Annotated in this window: 17 protein-coding genes; 13 read left to right on the top strand and 4 right to left on the bottom strand. The window is 71.4% G+C overall.

Translation table 11 applies throughout. The features are described from left to right. The first annotated feature begins 84 nt into the window (after positions 1–84). From topA to QQZ14_RS02385, 12 genes are all read left to right on the top strand, one after another. Entirely contained in the window at positions 85–2784 is a 2700-nt protein-coding gene (gene topA, locus QQZ14_RS02440) for a type I DNA topoisomerase (RefSeq protein WP_284532575.1), read from the top strand. 35 nt (positions 2785–2819) lie between these two features. After that, complete coding sequence (locus QQZ14_RS02435; protein ID WP_284532574.1) at positions 2820–3848, top strand: LacI family DNA-binding transcriptional regulator; 1029 nt, start codon at positions 2820–2822, stop codon at positions 3846–3848. Positions 3849–4098: 250 nt separating this feature from the next. Next, on the top strand, positions 4099–5778 hold the full coding sequence (araB, locus tag QQZ14_RS02430) for a ribulokinase (protein ID WP_284532573.1): 1680 nt from the start codon (positions 4099–4101) through the stop codon (positions 5776–5778). Next, positions 5775–6503 (top strand): L-ribulose-5-phosphate 4-epimerase, encoded by a 729-nt coding sequence (locus QQZ14_RS02425; protein ID WP_284532572.1) that lies wholly within the window; start codon positions 5775–5777, stop codon positions 6501–6503. The genes araB and QQZ14_RS02425 overlap by 4 nt, the downstream gene beginning before the upstream one ends. Beyond that, entirely contained in the window at positions 6500–8008 is a 1509-nt protein-coding gene (gene araA / locus QQZ14_RS02420; protein WP_284532571.1) for an L-arabinose isomerase, read from the top strand. The genes QQZ14_RS02425 and araA overlap by 4 nt, the downstream gene beginning before the upstream one ends. Positions 8009–8076: 68 nt before the next feature. Then, the gene (chvE, locus tag QQZ14_RS02415; RefSeq protein ID WP_284532570.1) at positions 8077–9165 is read left to right on the top strand and encodes a multiple monosaccharide ABC transporter substrate-binding protein; all 1089 of its coding nucleotides are present in this window, start codon (positions 8077–8079) and stop codon (positions 9163–9165) included. 75 nt (positions 9166–9240) lie between these two features. Next, positions 9241–10773 (top strand): multiple monosaccharide ABC transporter ATP-binding protein, encoded by a 1533-nt coding sequence (gene mmsA / locus QQZ14_RS02410; RefSeq protein WP_284532569.1) that lies wholly within the window; start codon positions 9241–9243, stop codon positions 10771–10773. Continuing rightward, on the top strand, positions 10773–12038 hold the full coding sequence (mmsB, locus tag QQZ14_RS02405) for a multiple monosaccharide ABC transporter permease (RefSeq protein WP_284532568.1): 1266 nt from the start codon (positions 10773–10775) through the stop codon (positions 12036–12038). The genes mmsA and mmsB overlap by 1 nt, the downstream gene beginning before the upstream one ends. A gap of 79 nt (positions 12039–12117) precedes the next feature. Then, complete coding sequence (locus tag QQZ14_RS02400; RefSeq protein ID WP_284532567.1) at positions 12118–12240, top strand: hypothetical protein; 123 nt, start codon at positions 12118–12120, stop codon at positions 12238–12240. A gap of 122 nt (positions 12241–12362) precedes the next feature. After that, positions 12363–13031 carry a dTMP kinase gene (tmk, locus tag QQZ14_RS02395; RefSeq protein WP_342395214.1) on the top strand — a complete coding sequence of 223 codons (669 nt, stop codon included), beginning with the start codon at positions 12363–12365 and terminating at the stop codon, positions 13029–13031. Then, the gene (locus QQZ14_RS02390; RefSeq protein ID WP_284532566.1) at positions 13028–14197 is read left to right on the top strand and encodes a DNA polymerase III subunit delta'; all 1170 of its coding nucleotides are present in this window, start codon (positions 13028–13030) and stop codon (positions 14195–14197) included. Before tmk ends, QQZ14_RS02390 begins: the two co-directional genes overlap by 4 nt. Continuing rightward, on the top strand, positions 14194–15756 hold the full coding sequence (locus QQZ14_RS02385; RefSeq protein ID WP_284532565.1) for an alpha/beta hydrolase: 1563 nt from the start codon (positions 14194–14196) through the stop codon (positions 15754–15756). The genes QQZ14_RS02390 and QQZ14_RS02385 overlap by 4 nt, the downstream gene beginning before the upstream one ends. Positions 15757–15823: 67 nt before the next feature. On the opposite strand, the gene QQZ14_RS02380 is transcribed toward QQZ14_RS02385, so the two are convergent. From QQZ14_RS02380 to QQZ14_RS02365, 4 genes are read right to left on the bottom strand one after another with little or no spacing between them, the layout of a single operon-like run. Beyond that, the gene (locus QQZ14_RS02380; protein ID WP_284532564.1) at positions 15824–17188 is read right to left on the bottom strand and encodes a flavin monoamine oxidase family protein; all 1365 of its coding nucleotides are present in this window, start codon (positions 17186–17188) and stop codon (positions 15824–15826) included. Next, positions 17185–18378 (bottom strand): C69 family dipeptidase, encoded by a 1194-nt coding sequence (locus QQZ14_RS02375; protein ID WP_284532563.1) that lies wholly within the window; start codon positions 18376–18378, stop codon positions 17185–17187. Before QQZ14_RS02375 ends, QQZ14_RS02380 begins: the two co-directional genes overlap by 4 nt. Positions 18379–18416: 38 nt before the next feature. Then, entirely contained in the window at positions 18417–18809 is a 393-nt protein-coding gene (locus QQZ14_RS02370; RefSeq protein WP_284532562.1) for a limonene-1,2-epoxide hydrolase family protein, read from the bottom strand. Further along, a complete protein-coding gene (locus QQZ14_RS02365) occupies positions 18806–19756 on the bottom strand; it encodes a LysR family transcriptional regulator (RefSeq protein ID WP_284532561.1) in 951 nt (316 codons plus the stop codon). Before QQZ14_RS02365 ends, QQZ14_RS02370 begins: the two co-directional genes overlap by 4 nt. Positions 19757–19861: 105 nt before the next feature. Here QQZ14_RS02365 and QQZ14_RS02360 point away from each other — a divergent pair, with 105 nt between their 5' ends. Then, a complete protein-coding gene (locus QQZ14_RS02360) occupies positions 19862–20044 on the top strand; it encodes a hypothetical protein (protein ID WP_284532560.1) in 183 nt (60 codons plus the stop codon). Positions 20045–20051: the final 7 nt, after the last annotated feature.

Raw genomic sequence — 20051 nt, 5'->3', positions numbered from 1 at the left:
CGACGGAGCACGCGCTACCGTGTTCGGCCGTGAGCCCTCTCCATCGGGCGCACCTCGTCCGCAGGAAGCAGGAGAACACACCTCGTGGCACACAAGTTGGTGATCGTCGAGTCCCCGGCGAAGGCCCGCACGATCGGCGGGTACCTCGGTGAGGGGTACGTCGTCGAGTCCTCCATCGGCCACATCCGCGACCTTCCCCAGAGCGCCGCCGACACCCCCGCGAAGATCAAGGACAAGTGGTGGGGCCGGTTCGGTGTCGACATCGACAACGGCTTCGAGCCCTACTACGTGGTGCCGCGCGACAAGAAGGCGCACATCTCCAAGCTCAAGACGCTGCTCAAGGACGCCGACGAGCTCTACCTCGCCACCGACGAGGACCGCGAGGGCGAGGCGATCGCCTGGCACCTGCTCGACGAGCTCAAGCCCAAGAAGGACATCCCGGTCAAGCGGATGGTCTTCCACGAGATCACCAAGCAGGCCATCCTCGACGCGGCCGAGCACCCCCGCGAGCTCGACATGGACCTGGTCGAGGCCCAGGAGGCGCGCCGCATCCTCGACCGCCTCTACGGCTACGAGGTCAGCCCGGTGCTCTGGAAGAAGGTCATGTCCGGCCTGTCCGCGGGCCGGGTGCAGTCGGTCGCGACCCGGCTGGTCGTCGACCGCGAGCGCGAGCGGATGGCGTTCCACGTCGCGTCCTACTGGGACCTCGAGGGCACCTTCGACGCCGGGGCGAGCAAGGAGCCCAGGATGTTCCCGGCCAAGCTCCACTCGATCGACGGCGGCCGGGTGGCCGGCGGCTCGGACTTCGGGCCCGACGGCCTGCTCAAGAGCAAGAAGGGCGAGCGGGTCCACCTGGACCGCGCCGCCGCCGAGGGCCTGGTCGCGGCGCTCGCCGACACGTCGTTCGACGTCCGCTCGGTCGAGGCCAAGCCCTACCGGCGCTCGCCGTACGCACCGTTCCGCACCACCACGCTGCAGCAGGAGGCGAGCCGCAAGCTCGGCATGAGCGCGTCGGTGACGATGTCGGTCGCCCAGCGTCTGTACGAGAACGGCTTCATCACCTACATGCGTACCGACTCCACGACGCTCTCGGGCGGCGCGGTCGAGGCGGCGCGCGCCCAGGTCCGTGAGCTGTACGGCGCGGAGTACCTCCCCGACACGCCGCGCGTCTACGCGAGCAAGGTCAAGAACGCCCAGGAGGCGCACGAGGCGATCCGGCCGGCGGGAGACTCGTTCCGCACGCCGGCCCAGACCGGGCTCACCGGGGAGCAGTTCCGGCTCTACGAGCTGATCTGGATGCGCACGGTCGCCTCCCAGATGAAGGACGCCGTCGGGCAGTCGGTGTCGGTCCGCATCGGCGGCGCGGCCGCCGACGGCCGCGACGTGGTGTTCTCGGCCTCCGGCCGCGTGATCACGTTCCACGGGTTCCTCAAGGCGTACGTCGAGGGCACCGAGGGCGGCAAGCGCAGCGACGACGACCAGGTCCCGCTGCCCGACCTCCACGAGGGCGACGGGGTCGCCGCGGCGTCGCTGGCCGCCAACGGCCACGAGACCAAGCCGCCGGCCCGCTACACCGAGGCCACGCTGATCAAGGAGCTCGAGGACCGCGAGATCGGCCGGCCCTCGACGTACGCCTCGATCATCGGGACCATCCTCAACCGCGGCTACGTCTACAAGAAGGGCACCGCGCTGGTGCCGGCGTGGCTGGCGTTCTCGGTGACCCGGCTGCTGGAGGAGCACTTCCCGCGGCAGGTCTCCTACGAGTTCACCGCGGGCATGGAGGACGTGCTCGACGAGATCGCCGGCGGGCGCAAGGACCTCCAGACCGAGCTCGGCGAGTTCTACTTCGGCTCCGACAGCGTCGTGGGCCTCAAGCCCCTCGTGGACGGCCTCGGCGACATCGACGCGCGCGAGCTCGCGACGTTCCCGGTCGGCGGGCCCGACTCGGGGATCAACCTCCGGGTCGGCCGGTACGGCCCCTACCTGGAGGGGCCCGACGAGGACGGGACGCCACTCGCCCGTCGCGCGAACGTGCCCGACGACCTGCCCCCCGACGAGCTCACGCTCGAGAAGGCCCAGGAGCTGCTGGCCAACCCTGCGGGCGAGGAGATCCTGCTGGGCGTGCACCCCGAGTCCGGGCTCGAGGTGGTGGCCAAGAACGGCCGCTTCGGCCCGTACGTCACCGAGGTGCTGCCCGAGGACGCCCCGAAGTCCGCGAAGGCCCGCACCGGCTCGCTGTTCAAGTCGATGTCGCTCGACACGGTCACCCTCGACGACGCGGTCAAGCTGCTCTCGCTGCCGCGGGTGGTCGGCGTGGCCGAGGACGGCGAGGAGATCACCGCCCAGAACGGCCGCTACGGTCCCTACCTCAAGAAGGGCACCGACTCCCGGTCGCTGACCTCGGAGGACCAGCTGCTCACGATCACCCTCGACGAGGCGCTGCGGATCTACGCCCAGCCCAAGCAGCGCGGCCGGGCCGCGGCCGCGGCGCCGCTCAAGGAGCTCGGCAACGACCCGGTCTCGGGCCAGCCGGTGGTGGTGAAGGCCGGCCGGTTCGGCGAGTACGTCACCGACGGCGAGTACAACGCCACCCTCCGCAAGGAGGACTCGGTGGAGTCGATCACGATCGAGCGCGCCGCCGAGCTGCTCGCCGAGCGCCGGGCCAAGGGTCCGGCCAAGAAGGCGGCCAAGAAGGGCGCGAAGAAGGCGCCGGCCAAGAAGGCGACCGCGAAGAAGTCCACGGCCAAGACGGCGACGAAGAAGGCCGCGGCCAAGCGATCCTGACCCGTACGCCGCGCGGCTGCCAGTAGCCTTCGACCATGCCCGCACGGAGCAGGAAGCGCCATCCGACGATGGCGGACGTGGCGGCGCAGGCTGGTGTCTCCCACCAGACGGTCTCCCGGGTCATCAACAACTCGCCCAGCGTGCGCCCCGACACCGCCTCGCGCGTGCGCGCCGCGATCGTCGACCTCGGCTACCGGCCCAACCGCTCGGCGCGGATGCTGGCCTCCAAGCACTCGCGTCTGATCGGGGTCGCCACCTGGGGGACGAGCCACCACGGCCCGCAGCAGGTGCTGCTGGCGCTCGACGCCGCGGCCCGGCGGACGGAGTACCGCATCACGGTGAGCACGCTCCATGCCCTGACCGCCGAGGACACCCGCGAGGCGGTCGAGGAGCTGCTCCAGCTCGGTGTCGAGGCGGTGGTGCTGATCATCCCGCACGACTCGATGCTGCGGTTCGCCCGCGAGGCGGACCTCGGGCTGCCCACGGTCGTCGTCGAGGGCGACCTCTCCCGTACGCCGCTGACCGTCGGCATCGACAACGTGCAGGGTGGCCAGCTGGCCACGCGGCACCTGCTCGAGCTCGGCCACCGCACGGTGGTCCACGTCGCCGGACCGCCCGGATGGGCGGAGGCGTCGGCGCGCGTCGAGGGGTGGCGGCTCGAGCTGGAGGCCTGGGGCCGCGAGGTCCCGCCACTGCGCTGGGGTGGCGACTGGAGCGCCCAGAGCGGCTACGAGGCCGGGGTGTCCCTCGCCCGCGACCCGGGGGTGACCGCGATCTTCGCGGCCAACGACCAGATGGCGCTCGGCGTCATCGCGGCGCTGCGCGAGGCCGGCCGACGGGTGCCGGACGACGTCTCCGTGGTCGGCTTCGACGACCTGCCGGAGTCGGCCTTCATCGACCCCCCGCTCACCTCGGTGCGGCAGGACTTCGGCGAGCTCGGCCGCCGCACGATGGCGCTGCTCGAGCGGGTGCTGGGCGGGGAGAAGGACCCGACCGCCGAGCTGGTCCCGACCTCGTTGGTGGTCCGCTCCTCGACCGCGGCGCCGCGGGTCCTCGCGACCTGACCGGGCCGATCGGCCGGCGGACCTCGGGAGCGCTCCCATCTTCTCCAGGGCTTGAACCGGGCCGTTCCAGGCGCACGCGGCGCGGTATCAGGGAGGCTCGGGGAGCCGCCGTGACCTGGGCGTGATCTGACCTACGTCCCGTGCTGGAGAACTTTCGTCCCCATCTTCCGCACGCCTCTTGACGACCCCCGTGTGAACGCTCACACTCGTGTGAACGCTCACTTATGACCGTCGTCACAGGAGGTGCACCGTGGTGTCTCAGAGCTCCGGCTCCCACTTCGTGGTCGGTGTCGACTACGGCACGCTCTCGGGTCGCGCGGTCGTCGTGCGCGTCGAGGACGGGGCCGAGCTCGGCTCCGCCACGCACGAGTACTCCCACGGAGTCCTGGACCGCGAGCTGCCCGACGGGACGCCGCTCGGCCCGGACTGGGCTTTGCAGGTGCCCGCGGACTACGTCGACGTGCTGCGCATCGCGGTGCCGGCCGCGCTCGAGATGGCCGGGGTCGATCCGGCCCGGGTGATCGGCATCGGCACCGACTTCACGGCGTGCACGATGGTGCCGACCACCGCCGACGGCACGCCGCTCAACGAGGTGGACGGCTTCGCCTCCGAGCCGCACGCCTACGTCAAGCTCTGGAAGCACCACGCCGCGCAGCCGCAGGCCGACCGGATCAACGCGCTCGCGAGCAAGCGGGGCGAGGCCTGGCTGCCCCGCTACGGCGGCCTGATCTCCTCGGAGTGGGAGTTCGCCAAGGGGCTCCAGCTGCTCGAGGAGAGCCCGGAGACCTACCGGGCCACCGAGCACTGGGTCGAGGCGGCCGACTGGATCGTGTGGCAGCTGTGCGGCCGCTACGTCCGCAACGCCTGCACGGCCGGCTACAAGGGCATCTTCCAGGACGGCACCTACCCGACCCGCGACTTCCTCGCCGAGCTGCACCCCGACTTCGCCGGGTTCGTCGACGACCTGCTCCAGCCCGTCTCCGGCCACCTCGGCGAGGCCGCCGGCCGGCTCACCGACGAGGCCGCCGCGTGGACCGGGCTGCCGGCCGGGATCGTGGTCGCGGTCGGCAACGTCGACGCCCACGTCACCGCCCCCGCCGCCCAGTCGACCGAGTCCGGCCGGATGCTCGCGATCATGGGCACCTCGACGTGCCACATCATGAACGGCGAGGTGCTGCGCGAGGTCCCCGGCATGTGCGGCGTCGTCGACGGCGGCATCACGGCGGGGCTCTGGGGCTACGAGGCCGGGCAGTCGGGTGTGGGCGACATCTTCAACTGGTTCGTGACCAACGCGGTGCCCGCGGCGTACGTCGACGAGGCCGCCGCCCGCGGCCTCAACGTCCACGAGCTGCTCACCGAGAAGGCCGCGTCGCAGGCGGTGGGCGAGCACGGCCTGGTGGCCCTCGATTGGCACAGCGGCAACCGCTCGGTCCTCGTCGACCACGAGCTCAGCGGCGTGGTCCTCGGCCTGACGCTCACCACCCGGCCCGAGGACATCTACCGCGCCCTGATCGAGGCGACCGCGTTCGGCACCCGCACGATCGTCGAGACGTTCAACGCCTCCGGCGTCCCGGTGCGCGAGTTCGTCGCCGCCGGCGGGCTGTTGAAGAACGAGCTGCTCATGCAGATCTACGCCGACGTGCTGAACATGCCGATCTCGGTGATCACCTCGGACCAGGGGCCGGCCCTCGGGTCGGCGATCCACGCCGCCGTGGCCGCGGGCGCCTACCCCGACATCCACGCCGCCTCCGCAGCCATGGGCGGCGTGCAGCGCGACGCGCACCGGCCCGACCCGGCGCGGGCCGCGGCCTACGACGCGGTGTACGCCGAGTACCGCACCCTCCACGACTACTTCGGTCGGGGCACCAACGAGGTCATGCGCCGGCTCCGGGCGATCCGGCGCGAGGCGCACGCGGGCGGTGCCGCATGAGCGCCCCGTCGACTCCCACGTCGAGCCAGGTACCGGCCGAGCACCGCGCCGCCGTGCAGCGGCTGCGCGAGGAGGTCGCGGCGCTGCACGCCGAGCTGACCCGCTACCAGCTGGTCGTCTGGACCGCCGGCAACGTGTCGGGCCGGGTGCCCGGTGCCGACCTGTTCGTGATCAAGCCGTCCGGCGTCGCCTATGACGAGCTGGACGCGGCCGCGATGGTGGTCTGCGACCTCGACGGCAACCTCGTCGAGGGCACCCGCCAGCCCAGCTCCGACACCGCCGCGCACGCCTACGTGTACCGGCACCTGCCGCAGGTCGGCGGGGTCGTGCACACCCACTCCACCTACGCGACCGCGTGGGCCGCGCGTGGCGAGCCGGTCCCCTGCGTGCTCACCATGGCCGCCGACGAGTTCGGGGGCGAGATCCCCATCGGGCCGTTCGCGCTGATCGGCGACGACTCGATCGGCCGCGGCATCGTCGAGACGCTGCGCGAGAGCCGCTCGCCCGCCGTCCTCATGCAGAACCACGGCCCGTTCACCGTCGGCCGCGACGCCCGTGCGGCGGTCAAGGCCGCGGTGATGGTCGAGGACGTCGCCCGGACCGTGCACATCACCCGCCAGCTCGGGGAGCCGCTGCCGATCGCCCAGGCGGACGTCGACTCGCTCTTCGACCGCTACCAGAACGTCTATGGCCAGGTTCAGCAAGAGACCGGAGGAGTCGCGTGACGCAGCAGCCGCAGGACCTCGAGATCTGGTTCCTCACCGGGAGCCAGCACCTGTACGGCCCGGAGGTCATCGACCAGGTCGCCGACCACGCGGCGCAGATCGCCGCCGCGCTCGACGCCTCGCCGCACCTGCCGTTGCGGGTCGTGACCAAGCCGGTCCTCACCGAGTCCGACTCGATCCGCCGCGCCCTCCTCGACGCCACCGCGACCGACTCCTGCGTCGGGGTCATCGCGTGGATGCACACGTTCAGCCCCGCGAAGATGTGGATCACCGGGCTCGACGCCCTGCGCAAGCCGCTGCTCCACCTGCACACGCAGGCGAACCAGGCGCTGCCGTGGGCCGAGATCGACATGGACTTCATGAACCTCAACCAGGCCGCCCACGGCGACCGGGAGTTCGCGTCCGTGCAGACCCGCATGGGCGTGAGCCGCAAGACCGTCACCGGCCACGTCGAGGACCCCGAGGTCGCCCGCCGGGTCGGCGTCTGGGCGCGCGCGGCGCTCGGCCGCCACGCGCTGGCCGGCATGAGGCTGGCCCGCTTCGGCGACAACATGCGCAACGTCGCGGTCACCGACGGTGACAAGGTCGAGGCCGAGCGGCGCTTCGGCGTCTCGGTCAACACCTGGGGCGTCAACGACCTGGTCGCGGTCGTCGACGAGGTCGCCGACATCGACATCGACAAGCTCTGCCAGGAGTACGCCGACAGCTACGACGTCGCCGCCGAGCTGCTGCCCGGGGGCGAGCGGCACGAGTCCCTGCGCTACGGCGCCCGCATCGAGCTGGGCCTGCGCGCGTTCCTCACCGACGGCGGCTTCACCGCCTTCACGAGCAACTTCGAGGACCTCGGCGGTCTCCGCCAGCTCCCGGGCCTGGCCGTGCAGCGGCTGATGGCCGACGGCTACGGGTTCGGCGGCGAGGGCGACTGGAAGACCTCCACGATGCTGCGCACCCTCAAGGTCGTCGCCGACGGCCTGCCCGGCGGCACGTCCTTCATGGAGGACTACACCTACCACCTGGTGCCCGGCGAGGAGCTGATCCTCGGCGCGCACATGCTCGAGGTCTGCCCGAGCATCGCGGTGGCGCGGCCCTCGCTCGAGATCCACCCCCTCGGCATCGGCGACCGCGAGGACCCGGTCCGGCTCGTCTTCGACGCGGCCCCCGGACCCGGCGTCGTGCTCGGCACCGCCGACCTCGGCGAGAGGTTCCGCTTCGTCGCCAACGAGATCGAGGTCGTGGCTCCCGTCGAGCCGCTGCCCAACCTCCCGGTCGCTCGCGCGGTGTGGCGACCGGCCCCCGACCTCCGCACGTCCACCGAGGCCTGGCTGGTCGCCGGCGGACCGCACCACACGGTGCTGTCCACCGCGCTGACCTCCGAGCACCTCGACGACCTCGCGGAGATGCTCAGCACGGAGCTCGTGCTGATCGACGCCGACACCACCGTCCGCGGGCTCACCAAGGAGCTCCGGTGGAACGCGGCGTACCACCGACTGGCGCAGGGCCTGTGATGGCACCGGCGACCGGAGCAGGGTGTGGGACCGACCTGCGCCCGCAAGTAGTGATATGGAGAAGGTGCATGCGCAAGCTACTCACCACGATCGTCGCAGGCGGCCTTGCGCTGTCACTCGCCGCGTGCGGCGGGGACGACGACTCGAAGGCGGAAGACGGCTCCGGCGGCGGTGGCGGCACCATCGGTGTCGCGATGCCCACCAAGTCCTCGGAGCGTTGGATCGCTGACGGCAACAACATCAAGAAGCAGCTGGAGGACGCCGGCTACTCGGTCGACCTGCAGTACGCCGAGGACGACATCCCGACCCAGGTCTCCCAGGTGGAGAACATGGTCACCAAGGGCGTCGACATGCTCGTCGTCGCGGCCATCGACGGCACCGCGCTCGGCGAGGTGCTCGACACCGCTGCCAGCCAGGACATCGAGATCATCTCGTACGACCGGCTCATCCGGGACACGGACGCGGTCAGCTACTACACGACCTTCGACAACTTCCAGGTCGGCGTGATCCAGGCGCAGTCGCTGGTCGACGGACTCAAGGCCAAGGGTGACGGCCCCTACAACGTCGAGCTGTTCGCGGGCTCGCCCGACGACAACAACGCGACGTTCTTCTGGGACGGGGCCATGTCGATCCTGCAGCCGATGATCGACTCCGGCGACATCGTGGTGCCCTCGGGTCAGACCGACTTCGACCAGGCCGCGATCCTGCGTTGGGACCCCGCCACTGCGCAGAAGCGCATGGAGGACATCCTCACCGGCACCTACGCCTCCAAGACGGTCGACGGCGTGCTCTCGCCGTACGACGGCCTCTCGCTGGGCATCATCGCCGCGCTCCAGGGCAACGGCTACGGCGGCGGCGGCAAGGACCTGCCGGTCGTCACCGGTCAGGACGCCGAGGTGCAGTCGGTCAAGTCGATCCTCGCCGGCGAGCAGTACTCCACGGTGTTCAAGGACACCCGCGACCTCGCCGAGGTCACGGTCAACATGATCAAGGCCATCAGTGCGGGTGACGAGCCCGAGGTCAACGACACCGAGACGTACGACAACGGCGTCAAGGTGGTCCCGTCGTACCTGCTCGACCCGATGCTCGTGACCAAGGAGAACGTCCAGACGGCGCTTGTCGACTCGGGCTACTACACCGAGGACGAGCTGAAGTGATCCCCCCGCGGGCGGGCTCGGACAACCCGGGCCCGCCCGCGGGCTACCAACACCGATCCAACGAGGAGGTGGCCCATGGCCCAGCCGATCCTGGAGATGCGCTCCATCACCAAGCGCTTCCCCGGCGTGCTGGCACTGTCTGACGTCAACCTCGCCGTCGAGCGTGGCGAGATCCACGCCATCTGCGGTGAGAACGGCGCAGGCAAGTCGACGCTGATGAAGGTGCTGAGCGGCGTCCACCCGCACGGAACCTATGACGGCGAGATCGTCTACGAAGGCCAGCCGGTCGCCTTCTCCAACATCCGGCAGAGCGAGTCTGCGGGCATCGTCATCATCCATCAGGAGCTGGCGCTGATCCCGGACCTCTCAATCGCCGAGAACATCTTCCTCGGCAACGAGACCGCGACCCGCGGCGTCATCAACTGGGACGCCGCCAACAGCCGGGCCATCGAGCTGATGGCGCGAGTGGGACTGCGGGAGAACCCGCTCACCCCGGTCAAGAACCTGGGCATCGGCAAGCAGCAGCTGGTCGAGATCGCCAAGGCGCTGAGCAAGGAGGTCAGGCTCCTCATCCTCGACGAGCCGACCGCCGCGCTCAACGACGACGACTCCAACCACCTGCTCGACCTGCTCAAGGGGCTGAAGGGCAAGGGCATCACCTCGATCATGATCAGCCACAAGCTGAACGAGATCGCCCGGATCTCCGACTCCATCACGATCCTGCGCGACGGTCGCACCATCGAGACGCTCGACGTGACCGCCGGCGGGGTCGACGAGGACCGGATCATCCGCGGGATGGTCGGCCGGAGCCTCGAGCACCGATTCCCCGACCACACCCCCCAGATCGGTGAGGTGCTCCTCGAGGTCGACGACTGGACGGTCATGCACCCCGATGACCACCACCGGGTGGTCATCGACAACGCGAGCCTCACCGTCCGCCGCGGCGAGATCGTCGGCATCGCCGGCCTGATGGGCGCGGGCCGCACCGAGCTGGCCCGCAGCATCTTCGGGCGCTCGTACGGCAGCCGGCACTCGGGCGAGCTGCGGCTGGCCGGCCGTGACCTGAAGCTCAAGACGGTGCACGAGGCGATCCGCGCCGGCATCGCCTACGTCAGCGAGGACCGCAAGGGCCTGGGCCTGAACCTCCTCGACGACGTGAAGACCTCGATCACCTCCGCCGGCCTGGACCGGCTGCGCAAGGGCCTGACGGTCGACGAGCGCGAGGAGGTGGTGGTCGCCGAGCGCTATCGCCGCAGCTTCGGCATCAAGGCGACCAGCGTCGCCGACGGGGTCCGCAAGCTCTCGGGCGGCAACCAGCAGAAGGTCGTGCTGAGCAAGTGGCTCTACACCGAGCCGCAGCTGCTCATCCTCGACGAGCCCACGCGCGGCATCGACGTGGGCGCCAAGTTCGAGATCTACGGCATCGTCCAGTCCCTCGCCCGCGAGGGGAAGGGGGTCCTGGTGATCTCCTCCGAGCTGCCTGAGCTGCTCGGCCTGTGCGACCGGATCTACACGCTCGCGGAGGGCGTGATCACCCACGAGTTCGCGAAGAGTGACGCCACCCAGGAGTCGCTCATGCGGTACATGACAGCGGAGCGAGACAACTGATGAGCAACGTGGCCTCCATCCTGCGCGGGAACATCCGCCAGTACGGGATGATCATCGCCCTGGCGGCGATCGTCATCCTCTTCCAGATCACGACCAACGGCGTGCTGCTGAAGCCGATCAACGTGTCGAACCTGGTCGTGCAGAACGCCCAGATCCTGATCCTGGCCATCGGCATGGTGATCGTGATCGTGGCCCGCCACATCGACCTGTCGGTCGGATCCGTGGCGGCCTTCGTCGGCGCGGTCGGCGCGATCCTGATGACCAAGCACGACGTGCCGTGGTTCCTGGCCGTGGTCCTCTGCCTGGCCCTCGGCGCCCTGATCGGCGCCTGGCACGGGTTCTGGGTCGCCTACGTCGGCATCCCGGCGTTCATCGTCACGCTCTCGAGCATGCTGCTCTTCCGCGGGCTCACGCTCGTGGTCCTCGAGGGTGCGACCGTCGGCGGCCTGCCGGACGGCTTCAAGAAGATCGGCAACGGCTTCCTCCCGGAGGTCGGCCCGGACACCGACCTGCACAACCTGACGCTGATCCTCGGCGTCGCGGTCGTCGCCCTGCTGATCTTCTTCGACTTCCGCAAGCGGCAGGCGTCCAAGCGCTACAACTTCGAGGTCCTGCCCTTCCCGATGTTCGCGCTCAAGCAGATCGTGCTCGGCATCGTGATCATGGAGTTCTCCTACCTCCTCGCCGACGCGCGCGGCCTGCCGATCGTCGGCCTGATCCTGTTCGCCCTGATCGGGATGTACACGTTCATCATGTCCCGCACGGTCTTCGGCCGGCACGTCTACGCCATCGGCGGCAACGTCGACGCCGCGACGATGTCCGGTGTGAACACGCGCCGGGTCGACTTCCTGGTGATGACGAACATGGGCTTCCTGGCCGGCCTCGCCGGCCTCGTCACGACCGCCCGCCTCACCGCGGCCAACCCGAAGGCAGGCGTCAACTTCGAGCTCGACGCCATCGCGGCCTCGTTCATCGGTGGCGCGGCCGTCACCGGCGGTGTCGGCACCGTGATCGGAGCCATCATCGGTGGTCTCGTCATGGGTGTCCTCAACAACGGCATGTCGCTGAACAGCATCGGCATCGACTGGCAGCAGGCCATCAAGGGCCTCGTGCTGCTGCTTGCGGTCGCCTTCGACGTCTGGAACAAGAAGCGCACCGCCGGCACCGGTGGTGCCGGAGCCGAGGCGGAGCCCACGCCGCCGCCGCCCGACGAGCTCGTCGAGGAGATCGCGCACCTCGAAGCCGAGCCACCCGGCGTCCGCTGAACCGCATCGCCCGGCGCGCGAGTGGGTACCAGCCGATCATGGCCGTCCCGTCCCCACTCGCCGCCGGGCCCTCGTGCAGGTGGTCCTCGGCGTCGCCTCCGCCGTGCTGCTCGCGTCCCTGGTGATCGGTCTGCCGTCGGATGACGACTCCGACCACGACGATCCCCAGGGGCGCGAGATCCTCACACCCGCACGGCGCTGAGGCGCGAGGCCACCGAGTCCGAGCCCCGAGACCCCCACCCTGACCAGGGGATCTCGGGGCTCGGCGTATGTCGTTGTGGACCCGCGGTGGAAAGCGTCGGCGCCGCCCCGTAGGTTCCTCGCGTGAGCACTCGACCGGTGATGGCGCCCGTCGGCGTCTACGCCGGCACCGGTGTGTTCGTCTGCTTCGAGGGCGGCGACGGGTCGGGCAAGTCCACCCAGTCCGGCCTGCTCGGGGACTGGCTCGAGGAGCAGGGCTACGCCGTGCTGTGCACCTTCGAGCCGGGCGCCACCGAGGTGGGCCGCAAGCTGCGCACGATCGTGCTCAGCCCCGAGACCGGCGAGATCTCCGACCGCACGGAGGCGCTTCTCTACGCCGCCGACAAGGCCGAGCACGTCGACACCGTCGTCCAGCCGGCGCTCGACCGGGGCGAGGTGGTGATCACCGACCGCTACGTCGACTCCATGCTCGCCTACCAGGGCGCGGGTCGGGCCCTCGACGTCGCCGAGGTCGAACAGGTGGCGCGCTGGGCGACCCACGACCTGCGCCCCCACCTGACTGTGGTCCTCGACCTGGAGCCCGAGCACGGCCTGGGCCGCTTCGAGGAGCGCGACCGGATCGAGGGGGAGTCGATGGCGTTCCACCTGCGGGCCCGCGAGGGCTTCCTCCGGCTGGCCGCGGCCGACCCCGACCACTACCTCGTGATCGACGCCCGCGCCGACCGCGGCGAGATCGCCGGCCGGGTCCGCGAGCGCCTGGTCCCGCTGCTCCGGCAGGCGGTGCGGCGATGACCGCCGGCACCGTCTGGGACGACCTCGTCGGCCAGCGCCGTGCGATCGAGGCGCTGCGCGCGGCCGCCGACGGCCAGGGCATGAGCCACGCCTACCTCTTCACCGGCCCTCCCGGCTCGGGCCGGTCCAACGCTGCGGTGGCCTTCGCCGCCGCGCTGCAGTGCGAGCGCACCGGCGCCGAGCGTGGGTGCGGCTCCTGTCACGAGTGCCACACCGTGCTCGCCGGCAGCCACGCCGACGTCGCGGTGATCCGCACCGAGAAGCTCTCGATCGGCGTCGACGAGATGCGCGACCTCGTGCGGCGCTCGGCGCTCGCCCCGGTCGGGCGGCGCTGGCAGATCATGATCATCGAGGACGCCGACCGGCTCACCGAGCGCGCGTGGAACGCGCTGCTCAAGGCGATCGAGGAGCCGGCCTCCCGGACGGTCTGGATGCTGTGCGCCCCCACGGTCGAGGACGTGCTGACGACGATCCGGTCGCGGTGCCGCCTGGTCACCCTCACCACCCCGACCGTCGCCGACGTCGCCGCGTTCCTGTCCCGCGCGGACGGGGCCGACGCCGCGGTGGCGTCGTACGCCGCCCGCGCCAGCCAGGGCCACATCGGCCGGGCCCGTGCGCTGGCCCGCGACGAGGCGACCCGTGACCGGCGCCGCGAGATCGTCGCGCTGCCGGCGCGGTTGGTCTCCCTGCGCGCGTGCATGGAGGCCGCCACCAGCCTCAGCGAGGTCGCCAAGCAGGAGGCCGAGCTGATGACCGCTGATCTGGACGCGCGCGAGAAGGCCGACCTGGACAGCGCGTACGGCGTCGTCGAGCGCGGTCGCCGCCCGCGCGAGTACGCCCCCGCCCTCCGCGACCTGGAGAAGGACCAGAAGACTCGCGCCAAGCGCCGCCACCTCGACGTCATCGACCGGGGGCTGATGGACCTGGTCTCGGTCTACCGTGACGCGATCTCGGTCGCCCTCGGGGTCCCCGGGCTGCTGGTCAACGAGGAGATCCGCGGTGACGTCGAGCGGCTGGCGCGCACGTCGACCCCCGAGGCCAACCTGCGTCGCATCGCCGCGATCTTCGAGGCTCGCGAGCAGATGCTGGAGTTCAACGTGCAGCCGATGCTCGCCCTGGAGTCGATGATGGTGGGCCTCGTCGCGCCGGAGGCGCGGGCCGGGTGAAGCGCGCGCTGGTCCTCCTGGTCGTCCTCGCCCTGCTGCTCGGTGTCGGCGGTATCGCCGTGCTGGCCGCCCTCGACCCCGGCGGCGACCAGCCCGGGCCGGCGCCCCGCACGGATGCACCGACGACGCGGCCCGACCCGGGCGCGACCGAGCCGCCGAGCCCCGCGCTGGCCGAGTTCTACTCCCAGACCCTGGCGTGGTCGGTCTGCCCCGACGACGAGGCGCTGTGCACGACGCTCACCGTCCCGCTCGACTACCGCCACCCGGACGGCGAGACCATCGACCTGGCTGTGCTGAAGGTCCCGGCGAGTGACCCTGACCGGCGGATCGGGTCGATGGTCGTCAACCCGGGCGGGCCCGGAGCGCCCGGCACCGACTACGCCGCGAGCGCGGCGACGGTGTTCCGCGACCCACTGCTCGAGGTCTACGACGTGGTCGGCTTCGATCCCCGTGGCACCGGCGACAGCGACCCCGTCGACTGCCTCACCGACGAACAGCTCGACGACTACATCGCGACCGACCCCGACCCGGACACCCCCGAGGAGGCTGCCGCCTACGAGGGCTGGGTGGACGAGCTGGGCAAGGGCTGTGCCGAGCGCTCGGGCGCGCTCGCCGCGCACGTCACCACGGTCGAGGCGGCCCGCGACATGGATGTCCTGCGCGCGGCGCTCGGCGAGTCGACGATGACCTACTTCGGGGCGTCCTACGGCACCAAGCTCGGTGCGACGTACGCCGACCTGTTCCCTGACAAGGTCGGCCGGCTGGTACTCGACGGCGCCGTCGACCTCTCGATCAGCTCTCGCGAGCTCAGCCTGGAGCAGGCACAGGGGTTCGAGACCGCGCTGCGCGCCTACGTCTCCAACTGCGTCGACTCGACCGACTGCTTCCTGGGCGACTCCGTCGACGCCGGGCTGGACCGGATCCGGCGGTTCATCGACGACGTCGACGCCCATCCGCTCCCCGGCGGAGGGGATCGCGAGCTCGACGTCGGCAACGCGTTCTACGGCATCGTGCTCCCGCTCTACAGCCGCGACTACTGGGTCATCCTCAGCCAGGCGCTCAGGGCCGGCTTCTCCGGCGACGGGTCGGTGCTGCTGCAGCTCTCCGACCTCTACACCTCACGTGCCCCCGGCGGCGGCTACAAGGACAACAGCTCCGAGGCGATCTACGCGATCAGCTGTCTCGACGACCCCTACGCGATCAGCCCGGACGAGGTGGCGGACAACCTGGCGGACTTCGAGGCCGCGTCGCCGACCTTCGGCAGCGTGTTCGCGTGGGGGCTCACCAACTGCGGGGGGATCCGGGTCCGCTCCACCGAGCGCGACCGCGACGTTCGCGGGGCCGGCGCGGCGCCGATCGTCGTGATCGGCACGACCCGCGACCCGGCCACGCCGTACGACTGGGCGGTGCACCTCGCCGACCAGCTGGAGTCGGGCGTGCTGGTCAGCCGCGACGGCGACGGCCACACCGGCTACAACTCCGACAACGAGTGCGTCGACGAGGCGGTGGAGTCCTACCTCGTCGACGGCACCGTGCCGGAGGACGGGCTGTCCTGCTAGGCGGCTGGGCGCGAGTGGGCTGGGCGCGAGTTTCGTCGGCCGGCCGACGAAACTGGGCGGGCCTCGATCAGCCGCCCAGGAGAGCCGCCACCTCCCCGGCGGTGGCCTCACCGGAGCGCACGGCGCCCTCCATGTAGCCGTTCCAGACCGGCGAGCACTCGGCGCCGGCCCAGTGCAGGCGGCCGACCGGCTCCCGCAGCGCGTGCCCGAAGCCGGTCCACACGCCGGGCGCGAAGTGCGCGCCGTAGCAGCCGCGGGTGAACTCCTCGGCCATCCAGTCACGCTCGAGGTACTCCAGCGGCTCCGCCGCTCGCGGGCCGAAGTAGCGCACGAAGCAGTCGACGACCGCGGCCCGGCGCTCCGCAGCCTCGCGGCGCGCCCACTCCCGGCCGTCGGCGGCCTCGATGAAGCCCATCAGGATGCCGCGGTCGTAGCCGGGCGGGGTGTTGTCGAAGGTGACCTTGACCGGACCGACGTCCGAGCCGGCCTGGCCGCTGAGCCCGTCGTCGCGCCAGAACGGCGCGGGGTACACGGCGTAGACCTTGAACACGCTGCCGGCCGGGACCTTCTGGGTCAGCTGGTCGCGCCAGCTGGGCAGCGGTGGGTCGTACTCCAGACGGCCGGCCAGGGCGGGCGGGACCGTGATGATCGCGCGCTTCGCGTCGTACGCCGTGCCGTCGCGGGTCGTCACGCGCACACCGGCGCCGTCGTGGTGGACCGACCGCACGGGCTGCCCGAGGCGGACGTCGAGGCCCGTGGCGAGGCGCTCGGTGATCCGCCAGGAGCCGCCGAGGATCCGGTCCTGCTGGGCACCCCGGTCGACGGCCATCAGCGTGTCCATGTCGGTGCCGGAGCGCGTGTAGAAGAGCGCATGCAGCAGCGAGAGGTCGGAGAGGTCCGCGGAGAACACCGCCTCGCAGTAGAGCTCGAAGTACGCCCGACCCTGCGGCGTGCGCAGGTTGCGCTGCACCCAGGTCCGGAACGTCTGGCCGTCCAGCGCGGCGGCGCGGTCGGTGGTCCACGGCCGGTCGAGGTCGACCTGGCGCGCCAGGCGGGCGAAGCGCAGGGTGCCCTGCGCGAGGTCGGCGATCGCGAACGGGTTGAGCCGCGGGATCGCGCCCTTCTTGCCGGCCAGTCTGCCTGTGCGGCCGCACAGCGAGAACACGATGTCGCCGTCGTTGTACGTCGGGATCGTCTCGAGGCCGAGCTCGGCGATGAGCTCGTACATCCGGTCCTGGGTCGGTCCGACCCACTGACCGCCGAGCTCGATCCACTGACCGTCGCTCAGGGCGCCCGCCTCGGTGCGCCCGCCGACGCGGTCCCGCGCCTCCAGCACCACCACGGACCGCCCGGCCGCCCGCAGGCGGGTGGCTGCCGCGAGTCCGGAGAGCCCCGCTCCCACCACGATGACGTCGCTCATGACCTGGCTCATGCGCCCACCGCCTTCCGCTCGAATCCGGTCCAGCGCCGGCGCACCCACGCCGGCCTGGTGTCACCCGTGGTCGCGGCGGCGACCGCGGCCCAGCGCTCGCGCAGCGCGTCGGCCTCCGCGAGCGCGGTGGCCGCCGGCACCGGGTGGGACACCCACCGGCGCTGGGCCTCATCGCGCTCCGGGGCGATCCGCGCCTCGACGCCGTCCCAGTCGCGCAGCGCGTCGCGGTGCAGCCGCTCGTGCCGCCACCACAGCGACCGGTCGTCGCGCCGGTTGCTGACGCCGTCGGTGGGGTACGCCGCCTCCGCGAGCGGCTCGTCGACGCGCAGCGGGACGAACAGCGAGAGCGCCGGGTCGGCGGTGCCGGTCGCCCAGTGGGTGCCGGACCCCAGGTCGCTGACCCACGACGCGACGGTCTGGCTGGAGGCGAGCAGGCCGCCCGCGTGCATGTTCGGCCCGGCCATCGAGCCGTTGACCAGAGACCACCGGGGACCACTGCCGGTGCCGTTGTCGCGCAGGATCGAGATCGCGTCCAGGACGCCGTCCGCCCCTCCGGCGCGGTGCTGGGTCAGCGTCTGCCGGGGGCCGCACCGGGCGACCCGGCCGCGCAGCCGGTCGGCGTACCGCTCGGCGAAGCCGGGGATCGTGAGCCCGTTGCTGATGCTGCGTGCCGGTCCGGTCACCTCCTCGGTCGCCCAGTGCCGCCCGGCGGTCTCGAGCACGATCGCGCTGTCGCGGTCGGCGACGAGGAAGCTGTTGTGGTAGGTGAAGCGGCGGTGCTCGACGCTGCACGATCCGCTCTGCCCGTGCTCCTCGAGCAGCGCCACGACGACCTCCACGGCCTCGCGCGCCGAGGCTGCGCGCTCGAGCGCGAGCCGCAGGAGGTCCATGCCGAGCAGGCCGGGCTCGAGGCTCGTGGGCTCCTTGGTGAACACCGCCTCGTTGCCGATGGCGACGCCGTGCTCGTTGGTGCCCATCTCGGCACCCCACATCCACCAGGGCCGGGAGACCACCGTCGCGTGGGTCCGGGCGACCTGCGGGAGGTCGGCGTACGTCGTCCGTGTGCGTGCGCCGGCGGTGTGATCGGCGGCCGGCGTCCACTCCCACAGCTGCGCCTCGTTGGGGTCGCGGTCGGAGTTCTTCGCGAGCACCATCCCGGGCTCGGTGCGGAAGACGACGGTGTCGCACACGAGTCGCAGCGTAGGGCCGCCGCGGCGGGCGTGCGAGGCTATCGCGCGGTCAGCACCCGGCCGAGGCCGGCGACGCCGGACCCGAGCAGCTCGAGCCAGCTGAACGCGTCGTCCCAGACGGTGATCCGGTCGTCGTGCACGAGGAAGGTGCCGCGCACCCGGAACGACGTCTCCCAGCCGGAGTACTTGATGACGTCCGTGCGGTCGGTCAGGACCGTCTCGCCGTCGGCCGCGACGTGCCGCCAGCGGACCTCGAAGCCGACGCCGCGCTTCTCCATGTCACGGATCATCTGGTGGACCCGGTCGCCGCGGAACGCCGGCATCCCGGTGTTGCGCCACTCGACGTCGGGAGCGAGCAGGGCGAGCGCCTCCTCGGTCTCGGCGGCGGCGAGGTGCTCGAGGAAGTCGCGGACGGTCTGCTCGGCGGTCATGGTCCGACGGTAGCCCGCGGCCGGCCGGGCGTCACCGGCTCGGCGATCGCCTGCATCCGCGCGGTGGCCAGCTCGATCATCAGCCGGGCGGCGGGGGACAGGATCGCGCCCGTGCGGTGCACGACCGCGAAGGTGTCGTACTGCCGCGGCCGCAGCGAGACCCACCCGGCGCTCGGCGCCAGCCGCGGCAGCAGCTGCCGGGCGGCGCCCTTGGGGATCACGGAGTCGGCGTACCCCATGCCGACGAGCTCGACCGCCGTCTCGACGTCCTCGACCTCGATCCGCGTCGTCGGGTTGCGGCCGGTCTCGTGGAGCATCTGCCGCAGCGTCGCGCGGGTGGAGTCGACGGCGCGGTACGTCGTCTCCGACATCACCAGCGACGCCTGGGCGAGCCGGTGGGCGGTGACCGGGCTGGCCAGGCGGGTGTGGTCGTTGCTGATGTAGACGAGCTCCTCCCGCGCGATCGGGGTCACCGTCAGCCCCTCGCTGTCGACCCGGGGCACCGCGAGCATCGCGGCCTCCAGCCGGCCGCGGCGGAGATCCTCGGCGACCTCGGTGGAGTTCTGGCCGACCAGCTCGACCCGGAGCCCGGGGTGGCGGGTGAGCACGTCGGCGATCAGCCCGGCGCCCGCGTACAGATGGGCGATGCCGAACATCCCGAACCGGATGGTGCCGGTCTCGAAGGACTTCACGCTCTGCACCGCCTGGCGCGCCTCGTCGACGGACGCGAGCACCCGCTCGGCGTGCGGGCGCAGGGTGTCGGCGACCGTGGTGGGCACGACGCCGCGCCCGACGCGGCGGAAGAGCTGGACGCCCAGGGACTTCTCCAGGCTGCGGACCTGTTCGGAGACCGAGGGCTGCGCGTAGCCGAGCTCCTCCGCGGCGGCCGTCAGCGAACCGTGCTCGTAGGTCGCGAGGAAGCAGGTCAGCTGGTGCAGAGACAACATAGGGAGATCCTTGAGGCTGTGAAGGAAACCAAGGCTACCCCTAGGGCCGCCGTACGCCGAGGATGGAGGTGCATCCCCGCTGCCGACCTCGAGGAGGGTCCGTCGATGTTCGACCACCACTGCACCGTCTGCGACCGGCGCGAGCTGATCTACCCGACCCAGATCACCGGGCTCACCAACACCGACCACGGCATCGTCGTGACCTTCACCTGCTGGTGCGGCGCCGAGCAGACCATGGTGACCGGCCGTCACGCCGAGTCCGCGGCAGCCGTCACGCTCGCCGCCTGACGCACCC

Origin of the sequence: Nocardioides sp. T2.26MG-1, assembly GCF_950101795.1 — a bacterium.
GTDB lineage: Bacteria > Actinomycetota > Actinomycetes > Propionibacteriales > Nocardioidaceae > Nocardioides.
Note: the sequence above shows the minus strand (reverse complement) of the source record. Positions and strands in the feature narration are given on the sequence as shown.